Annotated in this window: 1 protein-coding gene; it reads left to right on the top strand. The window is 74.3% G+C overall.

Annotated features, from left to right (window positions below; translation table 11 throughout):
- Window positions 1-20,712, top strand: coding sequence for a non-ribosomal peptide synthetase (locus C6Y14_RS01440; protein ID WP_107015124.1), 20,712 nt, complete (start codon window positions 1-3; stop codon window positions 20,710-20,712).
- The last annotated feature ends 16 nt before the right edge of the window (window positions 20,713-20,728 follow it).

Genomic DNA, 20,728 nt, shown 5'->3' with positions numbered 1-20,728 from the left:
ATGACGTCTTCGAAGCGAGACCGCACCACCGCCCTGCCCCAGGACCTCCAGGAGGCGATGCGCCGCCGCCTCGCCGGCCGGGCCGCCGCCCGCCAGGGCATCCCGCCCGCCGACCGCACCCGGCCGCTGCCCCTGTCCTTCGCCCAGCAGCGGCTGTGGTTCCTGGACCGGCTGCGCCCCGGCGACGCCCGCTACAACAGCGCCGTCGCCCTGCGCCTGACCGGCCCGCTGGACCGCACCGCGCTCTCCCGCGCCCTGGACACCGTCGTCGAGCGGCACGAGGCGCTGCGCACCACGTTCGAGGAGCGCGACGGACGGCCCGCGCAGACGGTACGACCGGCGGCCCCGGTGCCGCTCCCGGTGACCGACACGCCGTCGTACGCCCTGGAGGGGGCGCTGCTCGCGGAGTACGGGCGGCCCTTCGACCTGGACGCCGGTCCGCTGCTGCGGGCCCTGCTTCTGCGCGAGACGGACACCGCCCACACTCTGCTGCTGACGGCCCATCACATCATCACCGACGGCTGGTCGATGGGTATCGTGCTGGAGGAACTGTGCACCGCGTACGACGCCTTCGCCCGGGGTGCGGCGCCGGAGCCGGGACCGGTGGCGACGCAGTACCCGGACTTCGCGGCATGGCAGCGCGAACAGCTCTCCGGTCCTCGGCTGGAGCGCCAACTCGATCACTGGAAAGCACAGTTGTCGGGGGCCGTCGCTTCCCGGCTGCCGCTGGACCACCCACGTGACGGTGAGGAGTCCGGTGCGGGCGCGGTACGCACCTTCACCGTGCCCGCGCGGACCACCGCGCGGCTGCGGGAGCTGGCGGCCGAGCAGCACACCACGCTGTTCACCTCGCTGGTCGCCGCCTGCCAGGCGCTGCTGGCCCGCTGGTCCGGGCAGGACGACATCACCATCGGCTCCCTCACCCCGGGGCGGTCGCGCACCGACCTGGAACGCACCGTCGGCTTCTTCGCCAACACCGTCGTCCTGCGCACCCCCGTGGACACGGGCGGCTCCTTCCGCGACCTGCTCGGTTCCGCCGCGACCACCGTCAACGACGCCTTCGCGCACGGCGACACACCGTTCGAGCGGCTGGTGGAGGCGGTGGGGGCGACCCGCGAGGCGGGCCGCAACCCCCTGTTCGACGTGATGGTCCTGCTCCACCCCGCCCCGCCCACGGCTCCCGCCCTGCGCGACCTGACCGCCTCACCGGTCGCGGTGCCCCGGCAGGCCGCCACCTTCGAGCTCAGCGTCGAGTTCGTCCCCGACGGGGAGGGGCTGACCGGTCTGCTGGAGTACCGCACCGACCTGTTCGACACGGCCACCGCGGAACGGATCACCGACCAGCTGCTACGCACCCTGGAGGGCGCCGCGACCGCGCCGGACCGGCCGCTGGGCTCGCTGCCCCTGCTCGGCCCGGACGAGGCCCGGCGGATCACGGAGGAGTGGCACGGCACTGCCTCGGCCGTCCCCGCCGTCACCTGCCCGGAGCTCTTCGCCCGGCAGGCGGAGCGCGTCCCGCACGCCACAGCGCTGGTCGCGGGGGAGGACCGCCTCGACTACGCGACGCTCAACACCCGCGCCGACCGGCTCGCCCGCCACCTCGTCGCCCAAGGCGCCGGCCCCGAACGCCTCGTCGCGCTCAGGCTCCCGCGCACCGCCGACATGATCGTGGCGATCCTCGCCGTCTGGAAGTCCGGCGCCGGGTATCTGCCTCTGGACCTCGCACTGCCGCAGGAGCGGGTCCAGTTCCTGCTCGACGACGCGCGACCCGCGCTGGTGCTGGACGAGGCGGCGTTGGCGGCGGTGTGGGAGGTCGAGCCCGGCGCGCTCCCGGACCCGGGAACCGACCGGGCCACCGCACCCCCCGACCCGGACACCACCGCCTACGTCATTTACACCTCCGGTTCCACCGGGCGGCCCAAGGGGGTCGCCGTGACGCACCGGTCGCTCACGCATCTGCTGGCCGCCCACCGCGAGGGGTTCGTGGCCGACGCGGGAGGGGGGCCGCTGCGGGTCGCGCTGACCGCGTCGTTCTCCTTCGACACCTCGTTGGAGGGCGTGCTGCTGATGGCCGACGGCCACCCGCTGCACCTGGTCGACGAGACGACCCGGCTCGACGCCGCCGAGCTGGTCGAGTACGTCGTCGAGCACCGCGTCGACTTCCTCGACCTGACCCCCTCCTACCTGCGCCAACTGCTGCCCGCCGGACTGCTCACCGACCCGCGCCACCAGCCGCGCGTCCTGATGCTCGGCGGCGAGCCGATCGGCCCCGCCCTGTGGCGCGAGCTGGCTGGACACCAGGGCGTGGCCGCGTACAACTTCTACGGGCCCACCGAGTGCACGGTCGACACCCTGGCCTGCCGTATCGAGGGCGAAGGACGCCCCCTGGTGGGCAGGCCCCTGCCCAACGTCCGCGCCTACGTACTCGACGACCGCCTCCAGCCGGTACCGCCAGGCGTCGGCGGCGAGCTGTACCTGGCGGGCGAACAGGTCGCCCGCGGATACGCGGGCCGGCCGGGGCTGACCGCCACCCGCTTCCTCGCCGACCCCTTCGGCGCACCCGGAACCCGGATGTACCGCACGGGCGACCTGGCCCGCTGGACCGCCGACGGACGTCTCGACCACCTCGGGCGGGCCGACGACCAGGTGAAGGTACGCGGCCACCGCATCGAGCCGGGCGAGATCGAGGCAGCCCTGCTCGACCTGCCGGACCTCACCGGCGCCGCGGTCGTCGCGCTCCCCGACACGCACGGCCAGCTGCGGCTCGCCGCCTACGTCGTACCGGCCGCGGGCGCCGAACCGCCCAGCGCCGCACAGCTGCGGGCCGCCTGCCGGCGCGTCCTGCCCGACCACATGGTGCCGTCGTCGTTCACCGTGCTCGACACGCTGCCGCTGACCACCAGCGGCAAGCTGGACCGCCGTGCCCTGCCCGCCCCCGACCTCGAAACAGCCCCGCGCGAGCGGGAGTTCGTCGCACCGCGTACCCCGGACGAGGAGACGCTGGCCGGAGTCTGGGCGGAGGTACTGGGCGTCACCCGCGTGGGCGTCACCGACAACTTCTTCGAACTCGGCGGCGACTCCATCCTCAGCATCCAGGCCGTCTCCCGCGCCCGCGCGGCCGGCCTGCACCTGACCTCGCGGGACGTCTTCCGCCACCAGACCGTCGCCGACCTTGCCGCCGCCGCGTCCCGCCGTATTGCCGGGACACCCGTACCCCGACGGCCGCGCGAGGACGGGCCCGCCCCGCTGACCCCGGTCCAGGAGTGGTACGCCGCCACCCACAGCGACCGGGACGGGCGCCTGCGGCCCTTCAGCATGTCGATGCTGCTCGACCTGCCGTACGACGTCGACGAACCCGCCCTGGAACACGCAGTGGAAGCGCTGGCCATCCACCACCCGGCGCTGCGCACCCGCTTCGCCCACAGCGACGGCAGGACCGTCGGCGGGGCCGGCCAGAACGGACAGGCCAGTGTCACCGGTGAACCCGGTGTCACCGGTCACACCGGTGGTGTCCGGCGGCAGCACCCCGGCGAAGGACCCGTCACCGGTCTGCTGACCCGCCACGACCTCTCCGCCGCCCCGGACCCCGCGGAGGCCCGCCTCTCCGCCGCCCACACCGCCCGCGCCGCCCTCGACCCGGCCACCGGCGCCCTGCTGCGTGCCGCCCTGCTCCTGCCCCCACCCGGCGGACGCCCTCAACTGTTCGTCACCGCACACCACTTGGCCGTGGACAGCGTGTCCTGGCGGATCCTGCTCGGCGACCTGCGGCAGGCCTACCGGCAGGCGGCAGCGGGCGAGGCGATTCAACTGGAACCCGTGGCCACGCCGTTCACCGACTGGGCCGCCCACCTGGCCCGCCTCACACGAGCAGGCGACCTGGACGACGACCTGCCGTACTGGACCACGGAGGCCGCCCGGCCCCGTACCCCGCTGCCGGTGGACCGCCGGGGAACCCCGCTCGCCGGAACCGTACGCACCGTCCGCACCCGCGTGGACCGCGCCACCACCGAGGCGTTGCTGCGCCGGGTGCCCACCGCCTACCGCACGCAGGTCAACGACGTCCTGCTCGGCGCGCTGAGCAGGGTCCTCGCCGACTGGGCGGGCACCGAGCACGTGACCGTCGCCCTTGAGGGCCACGGGCGCGAGGACCTGATCGCGGGGAACGTGGACCTGTCCCGCACGGTGGGCTGGTTCACCTCCCAGTACCCCGTCACCCTCACCCCGGCCGGAACGCCCGCCGCACCCGACTGGGGCGGCACCCTGAAGGCCGTCAAGGAACGGCTGCGGGCCGTGCCCCGGCGCGGACTGAGCTACGAGGCGCTCGCCCGCCTGGGCTCACCCGACCCGGCCGCCGGTGCTCTGCGCGAACTGCCGTTGCCCCAGGTGTGCTTCAACTACCACGGGCAGTGGGACACCACCGCAGGAGCGGACTTCGCGCCTGCCGCCGAAGTACCCGGCCGGGACATGGCCGCCGACGAACCCCTCGACCACCTGCTCGACATCTCCGCCGTGGTCGCCGACGGCGAGCTGGAGATCACCTGGCACTACAGCGACCAGGCCCACACCCCGGACACCGTAGGGGAGTTGGCGAACGGCATGGTGGCGGCGCTGGCCGCGATCGCCGAGCACTGCGCCCGTCCCGGCGCGGGCGGTCGCACCCCCTCCGACTTCCCCCTCGCCCGTCTGGACCAGGCCGCCGTGGACCGCCTCGTCGGCGACGCCCGCACGGTGGAGGACCTGCTGCCGCTCACCCCGCTCCAGGAGGGCATGCTCTTCCACCGGCTGATGGGCGGCGCCGACGACGTGTACGTGGACCAGGCCGCCCTGCTCCTCGACGGCGTGGCCGACCCGCACACGTTCGGCCTGGCCTGGCAGCGGGTCACCGACCGCACACCCGCACTGCGCACCTCGGTCGTATGGCAGGACGTGCCCGTCCCCCTCCAGGTCGTGCACCGGGACGTACGGGTGCCCCTCACACAACTCGACTGGCGGGACGTGGCCCCGCAGGAGCGCGCCGACCGATTCGACCGGCTCCGCGCCGACGATCTCGCCCACGGCATCGGCCTCGCCTCGGCACCCCTGATGCGGCTCTCCCTGATCCGGCTGCCCGACGCCCGCCTGCACCTGCTGTGGACCTCCCACCACCTCATCCTCGACGGCTGGAGCCTGGCCCAGGTGCTGACGGAGGTGTGCGAGGAGTACGCGGCGCTCACCGTCGGCGGCGAGCCGAGCCCGCCCGTGCGCCGGTCCTTCGCCGACTACGTGCGATGGCTTGCCGACCAGGACGCCGAGGCCGCGCGTGCGCACTGGCGGGCGACCCTCGGCGGCTTCGCCTCTCCCACGCCGCTGCCCGTCGACCGGCCCCTGACCGGCACCCACGAAAGCCGGTCGGCGGACGTCCACACGGCCGAACTGTCCGACACGGTGTCCGCGACGCTCGCCCGCACCGCCCGCGACGCCGGACTGACCGTGAACACCGTGGTGCAGGGCGCCTGGGCGCTGCTGCTGGCCCGCCACAGCGCCGAGCCGGACGTGGTGTTCGGCACGACCGTCTCCGGCCGCCCCGACGAACTGCCGGGCGTGGAGTCGATGGTGGGCATGTTCATCAACACCGTGCCCACCCGCGTACGCATCGACGGCGGCCGCCCGGCCGCCGACTGGCTGCGCGAACTCCAGGACGTACAGGCCGAGTCGCGGCGGTTCGCCGCTGCCTCCCTGGCCGAGCTGACCGCCCTGAGCGACGTACCCTCCGGCACCCCGCTCTTCCACAGCATGGTCGCCTTCGAGAACTACCCCTTCGACGCGGCCCGCACCTCAGGCTCCGGAGTGCGGCTGGTGGACGTGGCCTCCCGGGACGCCACCAACTACCCCCTCGTCCTGCGCGCCTACCAGGGCGAACGGCTCGGCTTCGACCTGGCCTACGACCCGGACCTCTTCGACGCCGACACCGTCCGGGCGCTCACCCACCGCCTCCGCCTGCTCCTCACGGAGATCGCCGAGCACCCCGGCCGCCCGCTGCGCGCCCTGGCCCGGACGACCGCCGAGGAACGGCGGCGCATGCTCGTCGACTTCAACGGCACCGAGCACGGCCGGCCGGCGGACACCCTGGTGGACCTGTTCGAGGCCCAGGCCGCCCGCACTCCGGAGGCCGTCGCGGTCACCTGCGGCTCCGACCGCCTCGACTACGCCACGCTCGACGCGGCGGCCGGCCGCCTCGCCCACCGGCTGGCCGAGGCCGGCGCCGGACCCGAGCGTTTCGTGGCCCTCGCCCTGCCCCGGACCACCGACCTCGTCGTGGCGGTCCTCGCCGTCCTCAAGACGGGCGCCGCCTATCTGCCCGTCGACCCGAAACTGCCCGCCGAACGCGTCGCCCAACTGCTGGACGACGCCGCCCCGGTGACCCTGGTGACGACCACCCCGATGACGACCACGGAGGCCGCCGGACGCGTGCGGGACACCGGCGTCCCGCTCCTCGTACTGGACACTCCCGACGTACGGGCCGACCTCGCCCGCCGCCCCGCCACCGGACCCGCGCCCTCCCGCCGTCCCCTGCCGGAGAGCCCCGCGTACGCCATCTACACCTCCGGCTCCACCGGCCGCCCCAAAGGCGTGGTCGTGCCGCACGCCAACGTCGTGCGCCTGTTCAGCCGCACGCACCACTGGTTCGGCTTCGACGAGTCGGACGTGTGGACCCTGTTCCACTCCTACGCGTTCGACTTCTCCGTCTGGGAACTGTGGGGCGCCCTGCTGCACGGCGGCCGGCTCGTCGTCGTCCCCGACGACACCGCCCGCTCCCCGGAGGACTTCCTGCGGCTGCTCGCCGACGAGCAGGTCACCGTCCTCAACCAGACCCCGTCCGCCTTCTACCCCCTGGCCCGCGCCGACGCCGAACACCCCGAACTCGGCGCCCGACTCGCCCTGCGCACCGTGGTCTTCGGCGGCGAGGCCCTGGACGTCGACCGCCTCGCCGAGTGGTACGCGCACCACCCCGACACCGCGCCGCGCCTGGTCAACATGTACGGCATCACCGAGACCACCGTGCACGTCACCTACGAGCCGCTGGACCGCACCACGGCCCGCACGGGCGCCGCGAGCCCCATCGGCACCGGCATACCCGACCTGCGGATCTACGTCCTCGACGGCGACCTGGCCCCCGTACCGCCCGGAGCCGTGGGGGAGATGTACGTGGCGGGGGAGGGCCTGGCCCGCGGCTATCTGCGCAGGCCGGGGCTGACCGCCACCCGCTTCCTCGCCGACCCGTTCGCGGCGTCCGACCCGTCCGCCGCGCCGGGGCGGCGGATGTACCGCACCGGCGACCGGGCCCGCCGACGGGCCGACGGCACGCTGGAGTACCTGGGCCGCGCCGACCAGCAGGTGAAGATCCGCGGCTACCGCATCGAACCCGGCGAGATCGAGGCCGCCCTGCACACCCACGCGGGCGTCGGCGCGGCCGCGGTGGGTGTGTACGAGGACGGCTCGGGGACGCGCCGGCTGGTGGCCCACGTCGTCGGCCGGGGCGGCGCCGAGCCGCGGACCGCCACCGAACCCCCGGCCGCCACCGAATCGCCGGTAGTTATCGAGCCGCGGCTCGCCGCCGCATTGCCGGTGGCCGCAGAACCGCCGCCCGCCGCCGAACTCCGCGCCCACCTGGAGCGGTTGCTGCCCGCGCACATGGTGCCCGCCGCGTATGTGCCGATGGCGGCCCTGCCCCTGACCGTCAACGGCAAACTCGACCGGCGCGCGCTGCCCGCCCCCGGACCGGACGGCTTCGCCACGGACGCCGAGCGCGTGGCGCCGCGCACGCCCGCCGAACGTGCGGTCGCCGCCGCCTGGGCGGACGTCCTCGACACCGACGAGGTGGGAGCCGACGACGACTTCTTCGCCCTCGGCGGCGACTCGATCCTCGCCGTCCGGGTCGTCTCACGGCTGCGCGCCGCCTTCGGTACGGAGGTCTCGCCCCGGTTGCTGTTCACCCACTCCACGCTGTCCGACCTGGCCGCCGAGCTCGGCGACCCGGCGCGGCACGGCACCGCACCGGCCGACGTCATCCCGGCCGTGGACCCGAACACCCCGGCGCCGCTGTCGTACGCGCAGCAGCGGCTGTGGTTCCTCGACCGCTTCGAGCCGGGCAGCACCGAGTACACGACCCTGTCCGTGCTGCGCCTGCGCGGCCCGCTCGACGCCGACGCCCTGCGGGCGGCCCTCGACGGACTGGTCGCCCGGCACGAGGCGTTGCGCACCACGTTCCGCGAAACCGGACCGGAAGGCCGGCAGGACGGCCATGCCCTGCAGGACGCCCGGCAGGACGGTCAGGCCCGGCAGATCGTCCACCCGCCGTACCCGGTGGATCTGCCGCTCGACGACCTCACCGGCGCCCGCGACCACCTGGACGCCCTCATCGAACGCGAGGCGTCCGCCCCCTTCGACCTGGGCGCCGGACCCCTTCTGCGGGCCCGCCTCGTGCGGCTGGCCGACGACGAGCACGTCCTGGTCCTGGCCGTGCACCACATCGTCACCGACGGCTGGTCGGCCGGTGTGCTGGGCCGGGACCTGGGCGAGCTGTACACGGCCGCCCGGGAGAGCCGCGCGCCCCGGCTGCCCCACCTGCCCGTGCGGTACGCGGACTTCGCGGCCTGGCAGCGCGCCCGCACCGACGAGGTCGACGAACAACTCGGCTACTGGCGGGCCACGTTGGACGGGATCACCCCGCTGGAGCCGCCCACCGACCGCCCGCGTCCCGCCGTACGCAGCCGGGAGGGCGCCATGGTGACCTTCACCCTCCCCGCCGCACTCACCGAACGGCTGCGGGAGACGGGCCGCGACGCCGACGCCACCCTCTACATGACCCTGCTGACGGCCTGCACGGTCCTGCTCTCGCGCTGGGCCGACCAGGAGGACATCACCGTCGGCACGGTCACGGCGGGCCGCGAACGGCCCGAACTCCACGACGTGGTCGGCATGTTCGTCAATACCCTCGTGCTCCGCAACCGGGTCGAGCCCGGACTGTCGTTCCGCACGCTGCTGGAGCGGGTGCGCACCAACGTCCTGGACGCGTTCGCCCACCAGGACGTGCCGTTCGAGAAACTGGTGGACGCCCTCCAGCCCGAGCGGGACACCAGCCGCACCCCGCTGTTCCAGGTGATGGTGGCGCTGCACAACCTCGGCGCCGAGAACCTCGACCTGCCGGGCCTGGACGTCGAACCGCTCACGCCCCCGATCCGGTACGCCTCCTACGACCTCGCCTTCGACTTCGTCGAGAACGACGCGCGTGACGGTTACGCCGCGGGTGACGGTGACGACGCGAGCGACGGTGGCGTGACCGGCTATCTGGAGTACGACACCGGGCTGTTCGACGAGGACACCGCCGAACGACTCGTCGCACGGTTGCGGTTGCTGCTGGAAGCGGCGGTGGAGGATCCGCACCGGGACGCCCGCGCGCTGCCGCTCCTGACACCCGCCGAACAGCGGCAGGTCCTGGACGAGTGGCAGGGCGACCGGCTGCCCGTGCCCGACACCGACTTCCCTGCCCTGTTCGAGGCGCAGGCGGCCCGCACCCCGTACGCCACCGCCCTGGTGGCCCGGGACGGCACGCTCACCTTCGCGGCCCTGAACGAGCGGGCCAACCGGCTGGCCCATCACCTCATCACGCTGGGCGTCGGCCCGGAGCGCGTGGTCGCCGTGCGGCTGCCGCGCACCTCGGAACTGCTGGTTGCCGTGTTCGCCGTGCTCAAGGCGGGTGGCACCCTGCTCTGCGCAGACCCGGGCCTGCCCGAGGAGCGCGTCGCGTTCCTCGTCGAGGACGCCGCGCCGCACACGGTCCTGACGGCCGACATCCTGCGCGGGACGCCCTGGGACGAACTGCCCGCCCACGACCCCACTGACGCCGACCGGCTCGCTGCACTGCACCCGGACAACGCCGCGTACATCATCTACACCTCCGGCTCCACCGGCCGCCCCAAGGGCGTCACGGTGGAACACCGCCACCTGGTCAACCTCTGCCACGACCACCGCGAAGGACTCGTCGCCCCGCACACCGCCGACGGGCGACGGCTCAAGGCCGCGCTCAGCGCCTCCTTCTCCTTCGACACCTCCTGGGAGGGACCGCTGCTGCTCGCCCTCGGCCAGGAGGTCCACCTCGTCGACGAGGACGTACGCCTCGACCCGGAGGCGTTCTGCGCCCAGGTCGACGAGCGGGAACTGGACCTGGTGAACGTCACCCCGTCCTTCCTCCGCGAACTCACCGCCGCCGGGCTCCTCGCCCCCGGCCGCCACCGTCCGCGTCTGCTGCTGGTGGGCGGCGAGGCGGTCGGCGCCGACACCTGGGCCGAACTGTGCGCCGCTCAGGACGACTTCGGTGTCACCGCGTACAACGTGTACGGCCCCACGGAGACGACCGTCGACGCCGTCTACGGCCGCTGCGCCGACCACGGCGAACGCCCGGTCATCGGCCGGCCGGGGCGCAACCTGCGCGCGTACGTCCTCGACGGCGCCCTGCGCCCGGTGCCGCCGGGCGTACCCGGTGAGCTGTATCTCGCCGGGGCACAGGTCGCCCGCGGCTATCTGAACCGGCCGGGCCTGACCGCCACCCGCTTCATCGCCGATCCGTTCGCAGCGGCCGATCGGTTCGGGGCATCCGGTCCGGCCGGCGGATCCGGTACGGTCACGGCGCCGGGCGGGCGGATGTACCGCACCGGCGACCGGGCCCGGTGGACCACGTCAGGCGCGCTGGAGTTCCTGGGGCGGGTCGACGAGCAGGTCAAGATCCGCGGGTTCCGTATCGAGCCCGGCGAGGTGGAGGCCGCGCTGCTCGCGCTGCCGGACGTCACCGACGCCGCCGTGACCGCCCGCGAACACGCCGGGCGCACCATGCTCGTGGCGTACGTCGTGCCCGCCGGGGAGCAGGCTCCCTCCGCCGACGAGCTGCGGGTACGGCTGCGGCGGACCCTGCCGGACCACATGGTGCCCACCGCGTTCGTGCCGCTGACTCGCATACCGCGTACCAGCGGCGGCAAGACCGACCGCCGCGCGTTGCCCGCACCACCGGCCCAGCCCGACAGCGGCACACCGTACGTGGCGCCACGCCCCGGCACGGAGGAACGGCTCGCCGCGATCTGGGCCGAGGTGCTCGGCGTGGAGCGGGTCGGCGCACGCGACAACTTCTTCGCGCTCGGCGGCGACTCCATCCTCAGCATCCAGATCGTCTCCCGCGCCCGCCGGACGGGGCTCGCCCTGACCACCAAGGACGTCTTCCGCCACCAGACCGTCGCCGAACTCGCCCTGCGCGTCGCCGAGTCGGCGCCCCGACCGGCGTCCGGTACGGACGAGACCGTGCCCGCCGAGGCCCCCCTGACGCCGATCCAGCGCTGGTACCTCGACCACCGGCGTCCCGGTGACGCCCTGCGCTTCACCATGACCCAGCGTCTGGAACTGGCTCTCGGCGCCGACCCGTCGGCGCTGGAGCAGGCGGTCGACGCCCTCGTGTACCGCCATCCGGCCCTGCGGACCAGCTTCCGGCACACCGAGGACGGCTGGCACCAGCAGGTGCTGCCACAAGCACCGCACGCCGTGTTCACGAGCTACGACACGTCCCACCTGGACGACCCGGAGCTGGAGGCACAGGTGCAGCGTGCGGCGGACGCCGCGCAGGGGGCCCTCGATCCCACCGAGGGCCGGGTCGTACGCGTCCTGCTCTTCGACCGGGGCCCGGAGCGCCCCGCCCAACTGCTGCTCACCGTGCACCACTTGGCCGTCGACGGCGTGTCCTGGCGCATCCTGCTCGGCGATCTGGAGACCGCACACCGGGCCGCCGCAGCCGGGGAGCCCGTCGCGCTTCCCCCGGCGGGCACCTCGTACGGCCGCTGGGCGCGGCGGCTGGAGGAGCACACGCGCTCCGGTGCCCTGGACGCCGACCTGGCGCACTGGACCCGTACCGCCGCGGCCCCCGCCGGTCTGCCCGCCGGGCGGCCGGGCCCCAACACCCACGGCACCGCGGCCACCGTCACCGTGACGCTGACGGAGGAGGAGACCGAGGCGCTGCTGCGCCGGGTGCCCGAGGTCTACCGCACCCAGGTCAACGACGTGCTGCTCAGCGCGCTCGGCCGCACGCTGGCCCGCTGGTGCGGCCGTGACACGGTCCTCGTCGGGGTGGAGGGACACGGCCGGGAGGATTTGTTCGACGACGTGGACCTGTCCCGGACCGTCGGCTGGTTCACCGCCGAGTTCCCCCTCGCCCTGACCGTCGCGCCCGACGCGGACTGGCGTGCCACCTTGCGCTCGGTCAAGGAGCAGTTGCGCGCGGTGCCGCTGCACGGACTCAGCCACGGCGCCCTGCGCCACCTCCTGCCGGACAGTCCGCTCGCCGACGCCCCCCACCCGCGGGTCGGCTTCAACTACCACGGACGCTGGGACGCGGGCAGCGGCACCGAGGACGGTCTGTACCGGTCCGCGGTGCTCCCGCCGGCCGGCCGCGACACCGACCCGGACGAGACCCGCCCCTACCTGCTGGACATCACGGGCGTCGTCCAGGACGGTCGGCTCGAACTCGGCTGGACCTACCCGGCGGCCGTCCACGACGAGTCCACCGTGCGGCACCTGGCCGAGCAGATGTGCGCGGCGCTCCGCGACATCGTGGCCCACTGCGCGCAGCCGGACGCGGGCGGCCGCACCCCCTCGGACTTCCCTCTCGCCGGGCTCTCCCAGCAACAGCTCGACCGCCTGGTCGGCGACGGACGGCAGGTGGCCGACGTCCTGCCGCTGACACCCCTGCAGTCCGGCATGCTCTTCCACGGACTGGTCGACACCGCCGGGGCCTACTTCGACCGTACGGCCGTACGCCTGACGGGAGTTGACGACCCGGGGGTGTTCGCGGCGGCCTGGCAGCAGGTCACCGACCGCACCCCGGTGCTGCGCACCGACGTCCACTGGCAGGGCCTGCCGCACCCCGTCCAGGTCGTCCACGACCGCGTGGACCTGCCCGTCACCCACCTGGACTGGCGGACCCTGACCCGCGAGGAGCGCGCCGCCGCGACGGAACGGCTGCTCGCCGAGGACCGCGCGGCGGGCATGGACCTGACGGCCGCGCCGCTCACCCGCATCACCCTGGCCGCGCTGCCCGGTGCCGAGGTCCTGCTGCTGTGGTCCTCCCACCACCTCATCCTCGACGGCTGGAGCACCGGGCAGCTGCTCACCGAGGTGTGCGAGCGGTACGCCGCGCTCACCGGCGGCCGTGACAGCGCACCGCCCGTGCGGCGGCCCTTCGCGGACTTCGTGCGCTGGCTGCGGGAACAGGACGAGGACGCGGCCGAACGGCACTGGGCGGACACCCTCGCCGGTGTCACCGAGCGCACTCCGCTGCCGTACGACCGCATCCCCGCCGAGGCACACCGGGCGCGCTCCGCCGAGTCCGTCCACCACGAACTGGACGGGGACGCGTCAGGTCGGCTGCGCGAGACGGCGGCCCGCGCCGGGCTGACCGTCAACACCGTGGTGCAGGCCGCCTGGGCACTGCTGCTGGCCCGCTACAGCGGGCGCGACGACGTCGTGTTCGGTACGACCGTCTCCGGGCGTCCCGCCGAACTGCCCGGCGTCGACACGATGATCGGCATGTTCATCAACACCGTGCCCACCCGGGTACGGGTCCGGGGCGACGGCGTTCTGTCCTGGCTGCGGGGCCTTCAGGAGGCGCAGAGCGAGGACCGGCGCTTCGACTTCCTCTCCCTCGCCCGCATCCAGTCGCTGACCGAAGTCCCGTCCGGACAAGCCCTGTTCGACAGCATGGTCGTCTTCGAGAACTATCCGGTCGACGAGTCGGCCGCCGCCCGGACGGGGGTGGGCGTGGCCGAGGTACGCGCCGACGACGCGACCACGTTCCCGCTGTGCCTGCGCGCCCACCTGAGCGACCGGCTCGGCTTCGACCTGGCCTACGACCCGGCCTTCTTCGACCGCGAGACGGTGGAACAGGCGACGGCCCGCCTGGCCACGCTGCTCACCCGGCTCGCCGACGGCATCGACGACACCGACGGCGGGGTCGGCGCACTCGACCCCCTCACTGCGGGGGACCGGCGCCTGCTGGCGGCGTGGAACACCACCGCGCGCCGGGTGGAGCCGCGCAGCCCGGTGGATCTGTTCGCCGAGCAGGCGCGCCGCACCCCGGACGCGCTCGCCCTGGACGACGGCGACCGGCGGCTGACCTACCGTGAACTCGCCGACTGGTCCGACCGGGTGGCGTCCCGGCTGCTCGCCGACGGTCTTGCCGCCGAGGACGGGGTGGCCCTGCTCATGGACCGCCGCGCCGAACTCGTCGTCGCCCAGCTCGCGGTCCTCAAGGCGGGCGGCGCCTACGTGCCCGTCGACGGCCGCGCCCCCGAGGAACGGCGCCGGACCATGCTCGCGCAGGCGAACGTCAGGGCCCGGCTCACCGCCGAGGACGTCGCCGCGGCCCGCCACGCACCCCTGACGGGCCACGCGGCGGTGCCGGCGGATCCCGACCGGCTGGCCTACGTCATGTTCACCTCCGGATCCACCGGCCTGCCCAAGGCCGTGGCGGTCCGCCACCGCGACGTGACGTCACTGGCCACCGACAGCCGCTTCACCGACGGCGTCTGCGCCCGGGTGCTGCTGCACTCCCCGGTCGCGTTCGACGCCGCCACCTTCGAGGTGTGGGCACCGCTGCTGACAGGCGGCTGCGTGGTCGTGGCACCCGGGGAGACGCTGGACGCGGCGCTGCTGCGGCGACTGATCGGTGCGGGTGCGGGTGCGGGTGCGGGTGCGGATGCGGGCGCGCGTGCCGCGGGCGCCGGACCCGCCCGACCGGCCCGACCCGTCGCTCCGGCCGCTGCAGGCGGCCACCCCGAGACCAACGGAAGGTCCGGTGACGACGGGAGCATCGTCGGGGTCGGGCGCTGCGGCGACGGCCGGCGAGGCGTCGATGTCGGGCGGCCCGAGGATCCCGGGCGCACCGGCGGGGCCCGGCTCACCGCCGTGTGGCTGACCGCCGGGCTCTTCCGGCTGCTGGCCCAGGACTCGCCCGACTCCTTCGCGGGACTGCGGCAGGTGTGGACCGGCGGTGACGTGGTCCCCGCGGCGGCCGTACGACGCGTACTGGCCGCCTGCCCCGGGCTGACCGTCGTGGACGGCTACGGGCCGACCGAGACCACCACCTTCGCCACCTCCCACGCCCTCGACGACGCGGCGGCCGTCCCCGACACCGTCCCCGTCGGCAGGCCGCTCGACGACAAACGGGTCCATGTCCTGGACGCGCGGATGCGCCCCGTCCCGCCGGGCTGCGCGGGCGAGCTGTACATCGCCGGCGAGGGCGTGGCACGCGGCTACCTCGGCCGTCCGGGCGAGAGCGCACGCCGCTTCCTCGCCGACCCCCTCGGACCGCCCGGCGCCCGGATGTACCGCACCGGCGACCTGGCCCGGCGCCGCCCGGACGGCACCGTCGAGTTCCTGGGCCGCGCCGACGACCAGGTGAAGATCCGCGGCTTCCGGGTCGAGCCCGGCGAGGTGGCCGCCGCGCTGGCGCCCCACCCCGGCGTCGCGGACGTGGCGGTGACGGCCCGCGAGGACCGCCCCGGCGCCCGGCGCCTGGTCGCCTACGTCGTCGGCCCGGCCGGACACGACCCGGACGAGCTGCGCGCCTACGCCCGCCGCATGCTCCCCGACTACCTGGTGCCCTCCGCGTTCGTCGCGCTGACGGCTCTCCCGCTGAGCGGCAACGGCAAGGTGGACCACGCCGCCCTCCCGGCTCCGGAAGGGAACACCGGCCCGGGGCAGGGCACGCGGACAGCGCCGCGCACGGAGGCCGAACGCCGTACCGCCGACGTCTTCGCTGACGTGCTGGGCGGCCAACTGCCCGGCGTGGAGGACGACTTCTTCGCGCTGGGCGGCGACTCCATCCTCAGCATCCGGCTGGCCTCCCGCCTGGCCGAGGAGTTCGGCACCACCCTCTCGCCGCGGGTCGTCTTCACCCACCCGACGCCCGCCGCACTCGCCGAACTGCTCACCGGGGACCGGACCGCGGACGAGAAACGCCCCGTCATCGCACCGGTGGACCGGGACGCGACCGCACCGATGTCGTACGCGCAGCAACGCCTCTGGTTCCTGGAGGAGTTCGCCCCCGGCGGCACCGAGTACGTCACAGCCCTGGCGCTGCGCCTGCGCGGTCGGCTCGACCCCCGGGCCCTCGCGGCGGCGCTGCGGAAGCTGGTGACACGGCACGAGTCGCTGCGTACCACCTTCGACACGGTGGACGGCAGGGGCGTACAGATCGTGCGGCCTCCGCAGGAGGTGCCGCTGCCCCTGTACGACCTGTCCGAGCTGCCGGAGGGCGAGCGCACGGCCCGGCTGGAGAAGCGCCTCGCGGCCGACCGCGCCCTGCCCTTCGACCTCCGCGAGGGCCCCTTGCTGCGGACCGGCCTGATCCGGCTGGCCGACGACGAGCACGTCCTGACGCTCACGCTGCACCACATCGTCACCGACGGCTGGTCGACCGCCGTCCTCACCGGCGACCTCGCCCACCTCTACCGGGCCGAACTGGACCCGGCCACCGAGCCGTTGCCGCCACTGCCGGTGCAGTACGCCGACTACGCCCACTGGCAGCGCACGACCAGCGAACACGAGCAGCAACTGGACTACTGGAAAGAGCAGTTGGCGGACATCAAACCGCTGGACCTGCCCACCGACCGGCCCCGCCCGCCCCTCCGCACCCGGTCCGGCGCGAGTGCCCGGCTGACCCTGCCGCCCGGTGTCGCGCGCCGCCTCGGACAGGTGGGCCGGGACCGGGGGGCGACCCTCTTCACCACGCTGGTCGCCGCCGCCCAGACCTTCCTGGCCCGGCTGTGCGGCAGCCAGGACGTCACCGTCGGCACGGTCACCTCGGGCCGGGACCAGGCCGAGATCCAGCATCTGATCGGCTTCTTCGTCAACACCCTGGTGCTGCGCTCGCACGTCGATACCGAGCGCCCCTTCGCCGAGTTCCTCGACGACGTCCGGCGGACCGTGCTGGACGCGTTCGCCCACCAGGAGGTGCCGTTCGAGCAGGTGGTCGACGAGGTGCGTCCGGTACGCGACACCAGCCGGACCCCGCTGTTCCAGGTGATGGTCGTCCTGCAGAACACCCCGGCCGCCGGTCTCGACGTACCGGACCTGGAGGTGTCCGCCGTCGAGACGGAGCTCCAGCACGCCGCGTTCGATCTCACCCTGGAGTTCGCCGAGGCGGACTCCGGCGGGCTGGACGGCCTGCTCACCTACAACACCGACCTGTTCGACGCGGCCACGGCCGAGCACCTCGCCGATCAGCTCACCACGCTGCTGACCGCCGTCGCGGACGACCCGCACCGCTCTCTGGCCGCCCTGCCGCTCGCCTCCGACGAGGAACTCAAAGCCCTGCTGGAGCAGGGGCGCGGCACGGCCCGGCCGGTACCGGTGGCGACACTGCCGGACCTGTTCGCACGGCAGGTGGCCGCCACCCCCGACGCCGTGGCGCTGGAGGACGCCGGACGGCAGCTGTCGTACGCCGGACTCGACCGCGCCGCGGACCGGCTCGCCCACCGGCTGATCGCCCGCGGGGTCGGCCCCGAGGACGTCGTGGCCCTCGCCCTGCCCCGCTCCGCCGAGACGGTGGTGGCGCAGCTCGCCGTCGCCAAGGCGGGCGCCGCCTTCCTGCCCGTCGACCCGAACTACCCCCCACAGCGGCGGGAGTTCATGGTCCGCGACGCGGGCGCACGGGTGGTCCTCGACGATCCGGCCGAGATAATGGAGACATGGGGGGTGGGCGGCCTGCACACCGCGCCCGCCGAAGCGGTCCGCGTCACCGCCCTCACCCCCGACCATCCCGCGTACGTCATCTACACCTCCGGGTCCACCGGGACCCCCAAGGGCGTCACGGTGACGCACAGGGGGCTCGCGGGCTTCGCCGCGGCCGCCGCCGAGCGGTACGCGGCGGGCCCCGGCGACCGGGTCCTGCAGTTCGCCTCACCCAGCTTCGACGCCTCCGTCCTCGAACTGTGCGTCTCCCTCCTCAGCGGCGCCACCCTCGTCACCGGGGAGGAAGGGCCGCTGATCGGCGAACGGCTGGCCCAGGTGCTCGCCGAGCGCCGCATCAGCCACACCCTCATCCCGCCGGCCGCGCTGGCCACCGTGGATCCGGAGACCGCCGGGCACCTGCCGCACCTGCGCACCCTGATCGTCGGCGCCGAGGCCTGCCCCGCCGATCTCGTGGAGCGGTGGGCGCCCGGCCGCCGGATGATCAACTCCTACGGGCCCACCGAGGCCACCGTCGTCGCCACCTGGACCGGCCCGCTGAGCCCGGCGGACGGCGCCCCGCCGATCGGCCGCCCGGCCGGCGCCACCCGCGTGTACGTCCTCGACGGCGCCCTGCGACCCGTCCCGCCTTGTGTGACCGGGGAACTGTACGTTGCGGGGCCGGGGCTGGCCCGCGGCTACCTCCACCGGCCAGGTCTGACCGCCCGGCGGTTCGTCGCCGACCCGTTCGGCGCGGCGGGGGAGCGCATGTACCGCACCGGCGACCTGGTGCGCCGGGGCGCCGACGGCGAACTGCGCTTCGTCGGCCGCGCGGACGACCAGATCAAACTGCGCGGCTTCCGTATCGAGCCGGGGGAGACGGAGAGCGCGCTGCGCCGCAGCCCGTACGTGCGGGACGCGGTGGTCGTGGTCCGCACCGACGGTCCGGACGGCTCGCACGGCCCGCACGGTCCGGACGGTCAACCGTCGGACGGCCACGGGCGGTTGGTGGCGTACGTCGTCCCCGCCGACCATGGCCACGGCGATGGCGATGGCGATGGCGGCGACGGAGGCGGAGGCGGTGGCGGTGGTCTGCCGGTCGCCGCGCTGCGCGAAGACCTCGCCGGACTGTTGCCCCCGCACATGGTGCCCTCCGTGTTCGTGCCGCTGGAGCGGCTGCCACTGACGCCCAACGGCAAGACGGACCGGCGGGCCCTGCCCGCACCCGACCCCGCGCACACCGCCGTCGCGGCCGGCCCGCGTACCGCGCCCCGTACCGATACCGAACGCCGTATCGCGCACGTCTGGACCGATGTCCTCGGCGTGGCGGACATCGGCGTGGACGACAACTTCTTCGTCCTCGGCGGCGACTCGATCCTGAGCATGCAGGTGGTCTCCCGGCTGCGGCGCGAGGGCCTGCACCTGGCCACCCGGGACCTGTTCACCCACCAGACCGTCGCCGAGCTGGCCACCGTCGTCGGCACCGCTCCTCAGCACGCGGGCGACGGCCCGGCGACCGGCGCGGTGCCGCTCACCCCGATCCAGGAGTGGTTCCTGACCACACCGCGCGCCGACCACACCCACTTCAACCAGTCGGCGCTGCTGGAACTCGACGCCGCGCCCGACCCCGCCGCCCTGGGCATCGCCCTGGACGCGATGCTGGAACACCACGACGCGCTGCGCATGCGCTTCACCGAGGACGCCGACGGCTGGCACCAGTTCAACCCGCCGCCGGGGGAGCAGGGAGAGAGCGAGGAACTCCTCGTCCGGTACGACCTGTCGGGCCTGCCGTCGGAGGAGGCGGACGCGGCCATGAAGAAGGCCGCCGACGCGCTGCACACCGGCTTCGACCTGGGCCGGGGGCCGCTGCTGCGGGCGGCCCTGTTCACCGGCGCGGGCGCGGACGGCAGGACCGCGAACGACGGGACCGCGGACGGCAGGACCGCGGACAGCAGGCCCCCGGACGAAGCAGAAGGGACGGCCTTCCTCCTCCTGGTCGCCCACCACCTCGTCGTGGACGCCGTGTCCTGGCGCATCCTCGCCGACGACCTGGAAGCCGCCTACCGGCAGGCCGTGCGCGGTGAGCCCGTCAGCCTGGGGGAGCGCACCACCTCGTTCCGCGACTGGGCCCACAAGCTCGCCGGACATGTCGTCGGCGGCGGCCTGGACCACGAACTGGCCTACTGGGAGGAGGCCGTGACCGCCGGACAACTCCCGACCGCTGTCTCTGCCTCTGCCGCCGCCTCTGCCGCAACCACCCCGGTCGCCCAGCAGGCGGGCCCGTTCACCGTCGAACTGGGGGAGGAGGACACGGAGTCACTGCTGCGCGCCGCGCCGGCCGCCTACCGCACCCGCGTCAACGACGTCCTGCTGGCCGCGCTGGCCCTGGCGCTGGCACGCCGGACCGGAAACGACCGCGTCCGTCTGGACCTCGAAGGGCACGGCCGCGAGGACCTGCTCGACGACGTGGACCTGTCCCGCACGGTCGGCTGGTTCACCACCATCCACCCGGTCGTCCTCCAGGTCTCCGAACCGGACCGCCCCGGGCCCGCCCGCAACTGGCGGTCCCTGGTGAAGTCGGTACGCCGCCAACTGCGTTCCGTGCCCGGCAACGGGCTGGGCTTCGGCGCCCTGCGCACCTTCGGGCCGCCCGAGGTGCGCGAACGGCTCGGCGCCGCCGCACACGGGCAGGTGGTCTTCAACTACCTGGGCCAGTGGGACGCCCGCCCCGCGGCCCCGGACGGCGGGCTCGTACGGACCGAGCACGGCTCCTTCGGCCAGGACCACGACCCCCGGGACAGCGGATCGCATCCGCTGGAGGTGGTCGGCGCCGTACGCGACGGCCGCTTCGCCTTCACCTGGCACCACCACGCCGGGACGTACGACCCGGCGACCGTGCGCCGCGTCGCCGGGGACTTCGCCGAGGCACTGAGCCACATCGCCCGGCATGCAAGAGAGAGCCTCTGACCACACACCGACCGGA

The organism is Streptomyces dioscori (assembly GCF_003024195.1).
In the GTDB taxonomy this organism is placed as follows: domain Bacteria; phylum Actinomycetota; class Actinomycetes; order Streptomycetales; family Streptomycetaceae; genus Streptomyces; species Streptomyces dioscori.
The sequence above is the reverse complement of the archived record's forward strand: the minus strand, read 5'-3'. Positions and strand labels throughout refer to the sequence as shown.

Bases quoted from the DNA above. Each gene is read 5' to 3' on its own strand.
- C6Y14_RS01440 (WP_107015124.1), top strand. From the start codon at position 1: ATGACGTCTTCGAAGCGAGACCGCACCACCGCCCTGCCCCAGGACCTC.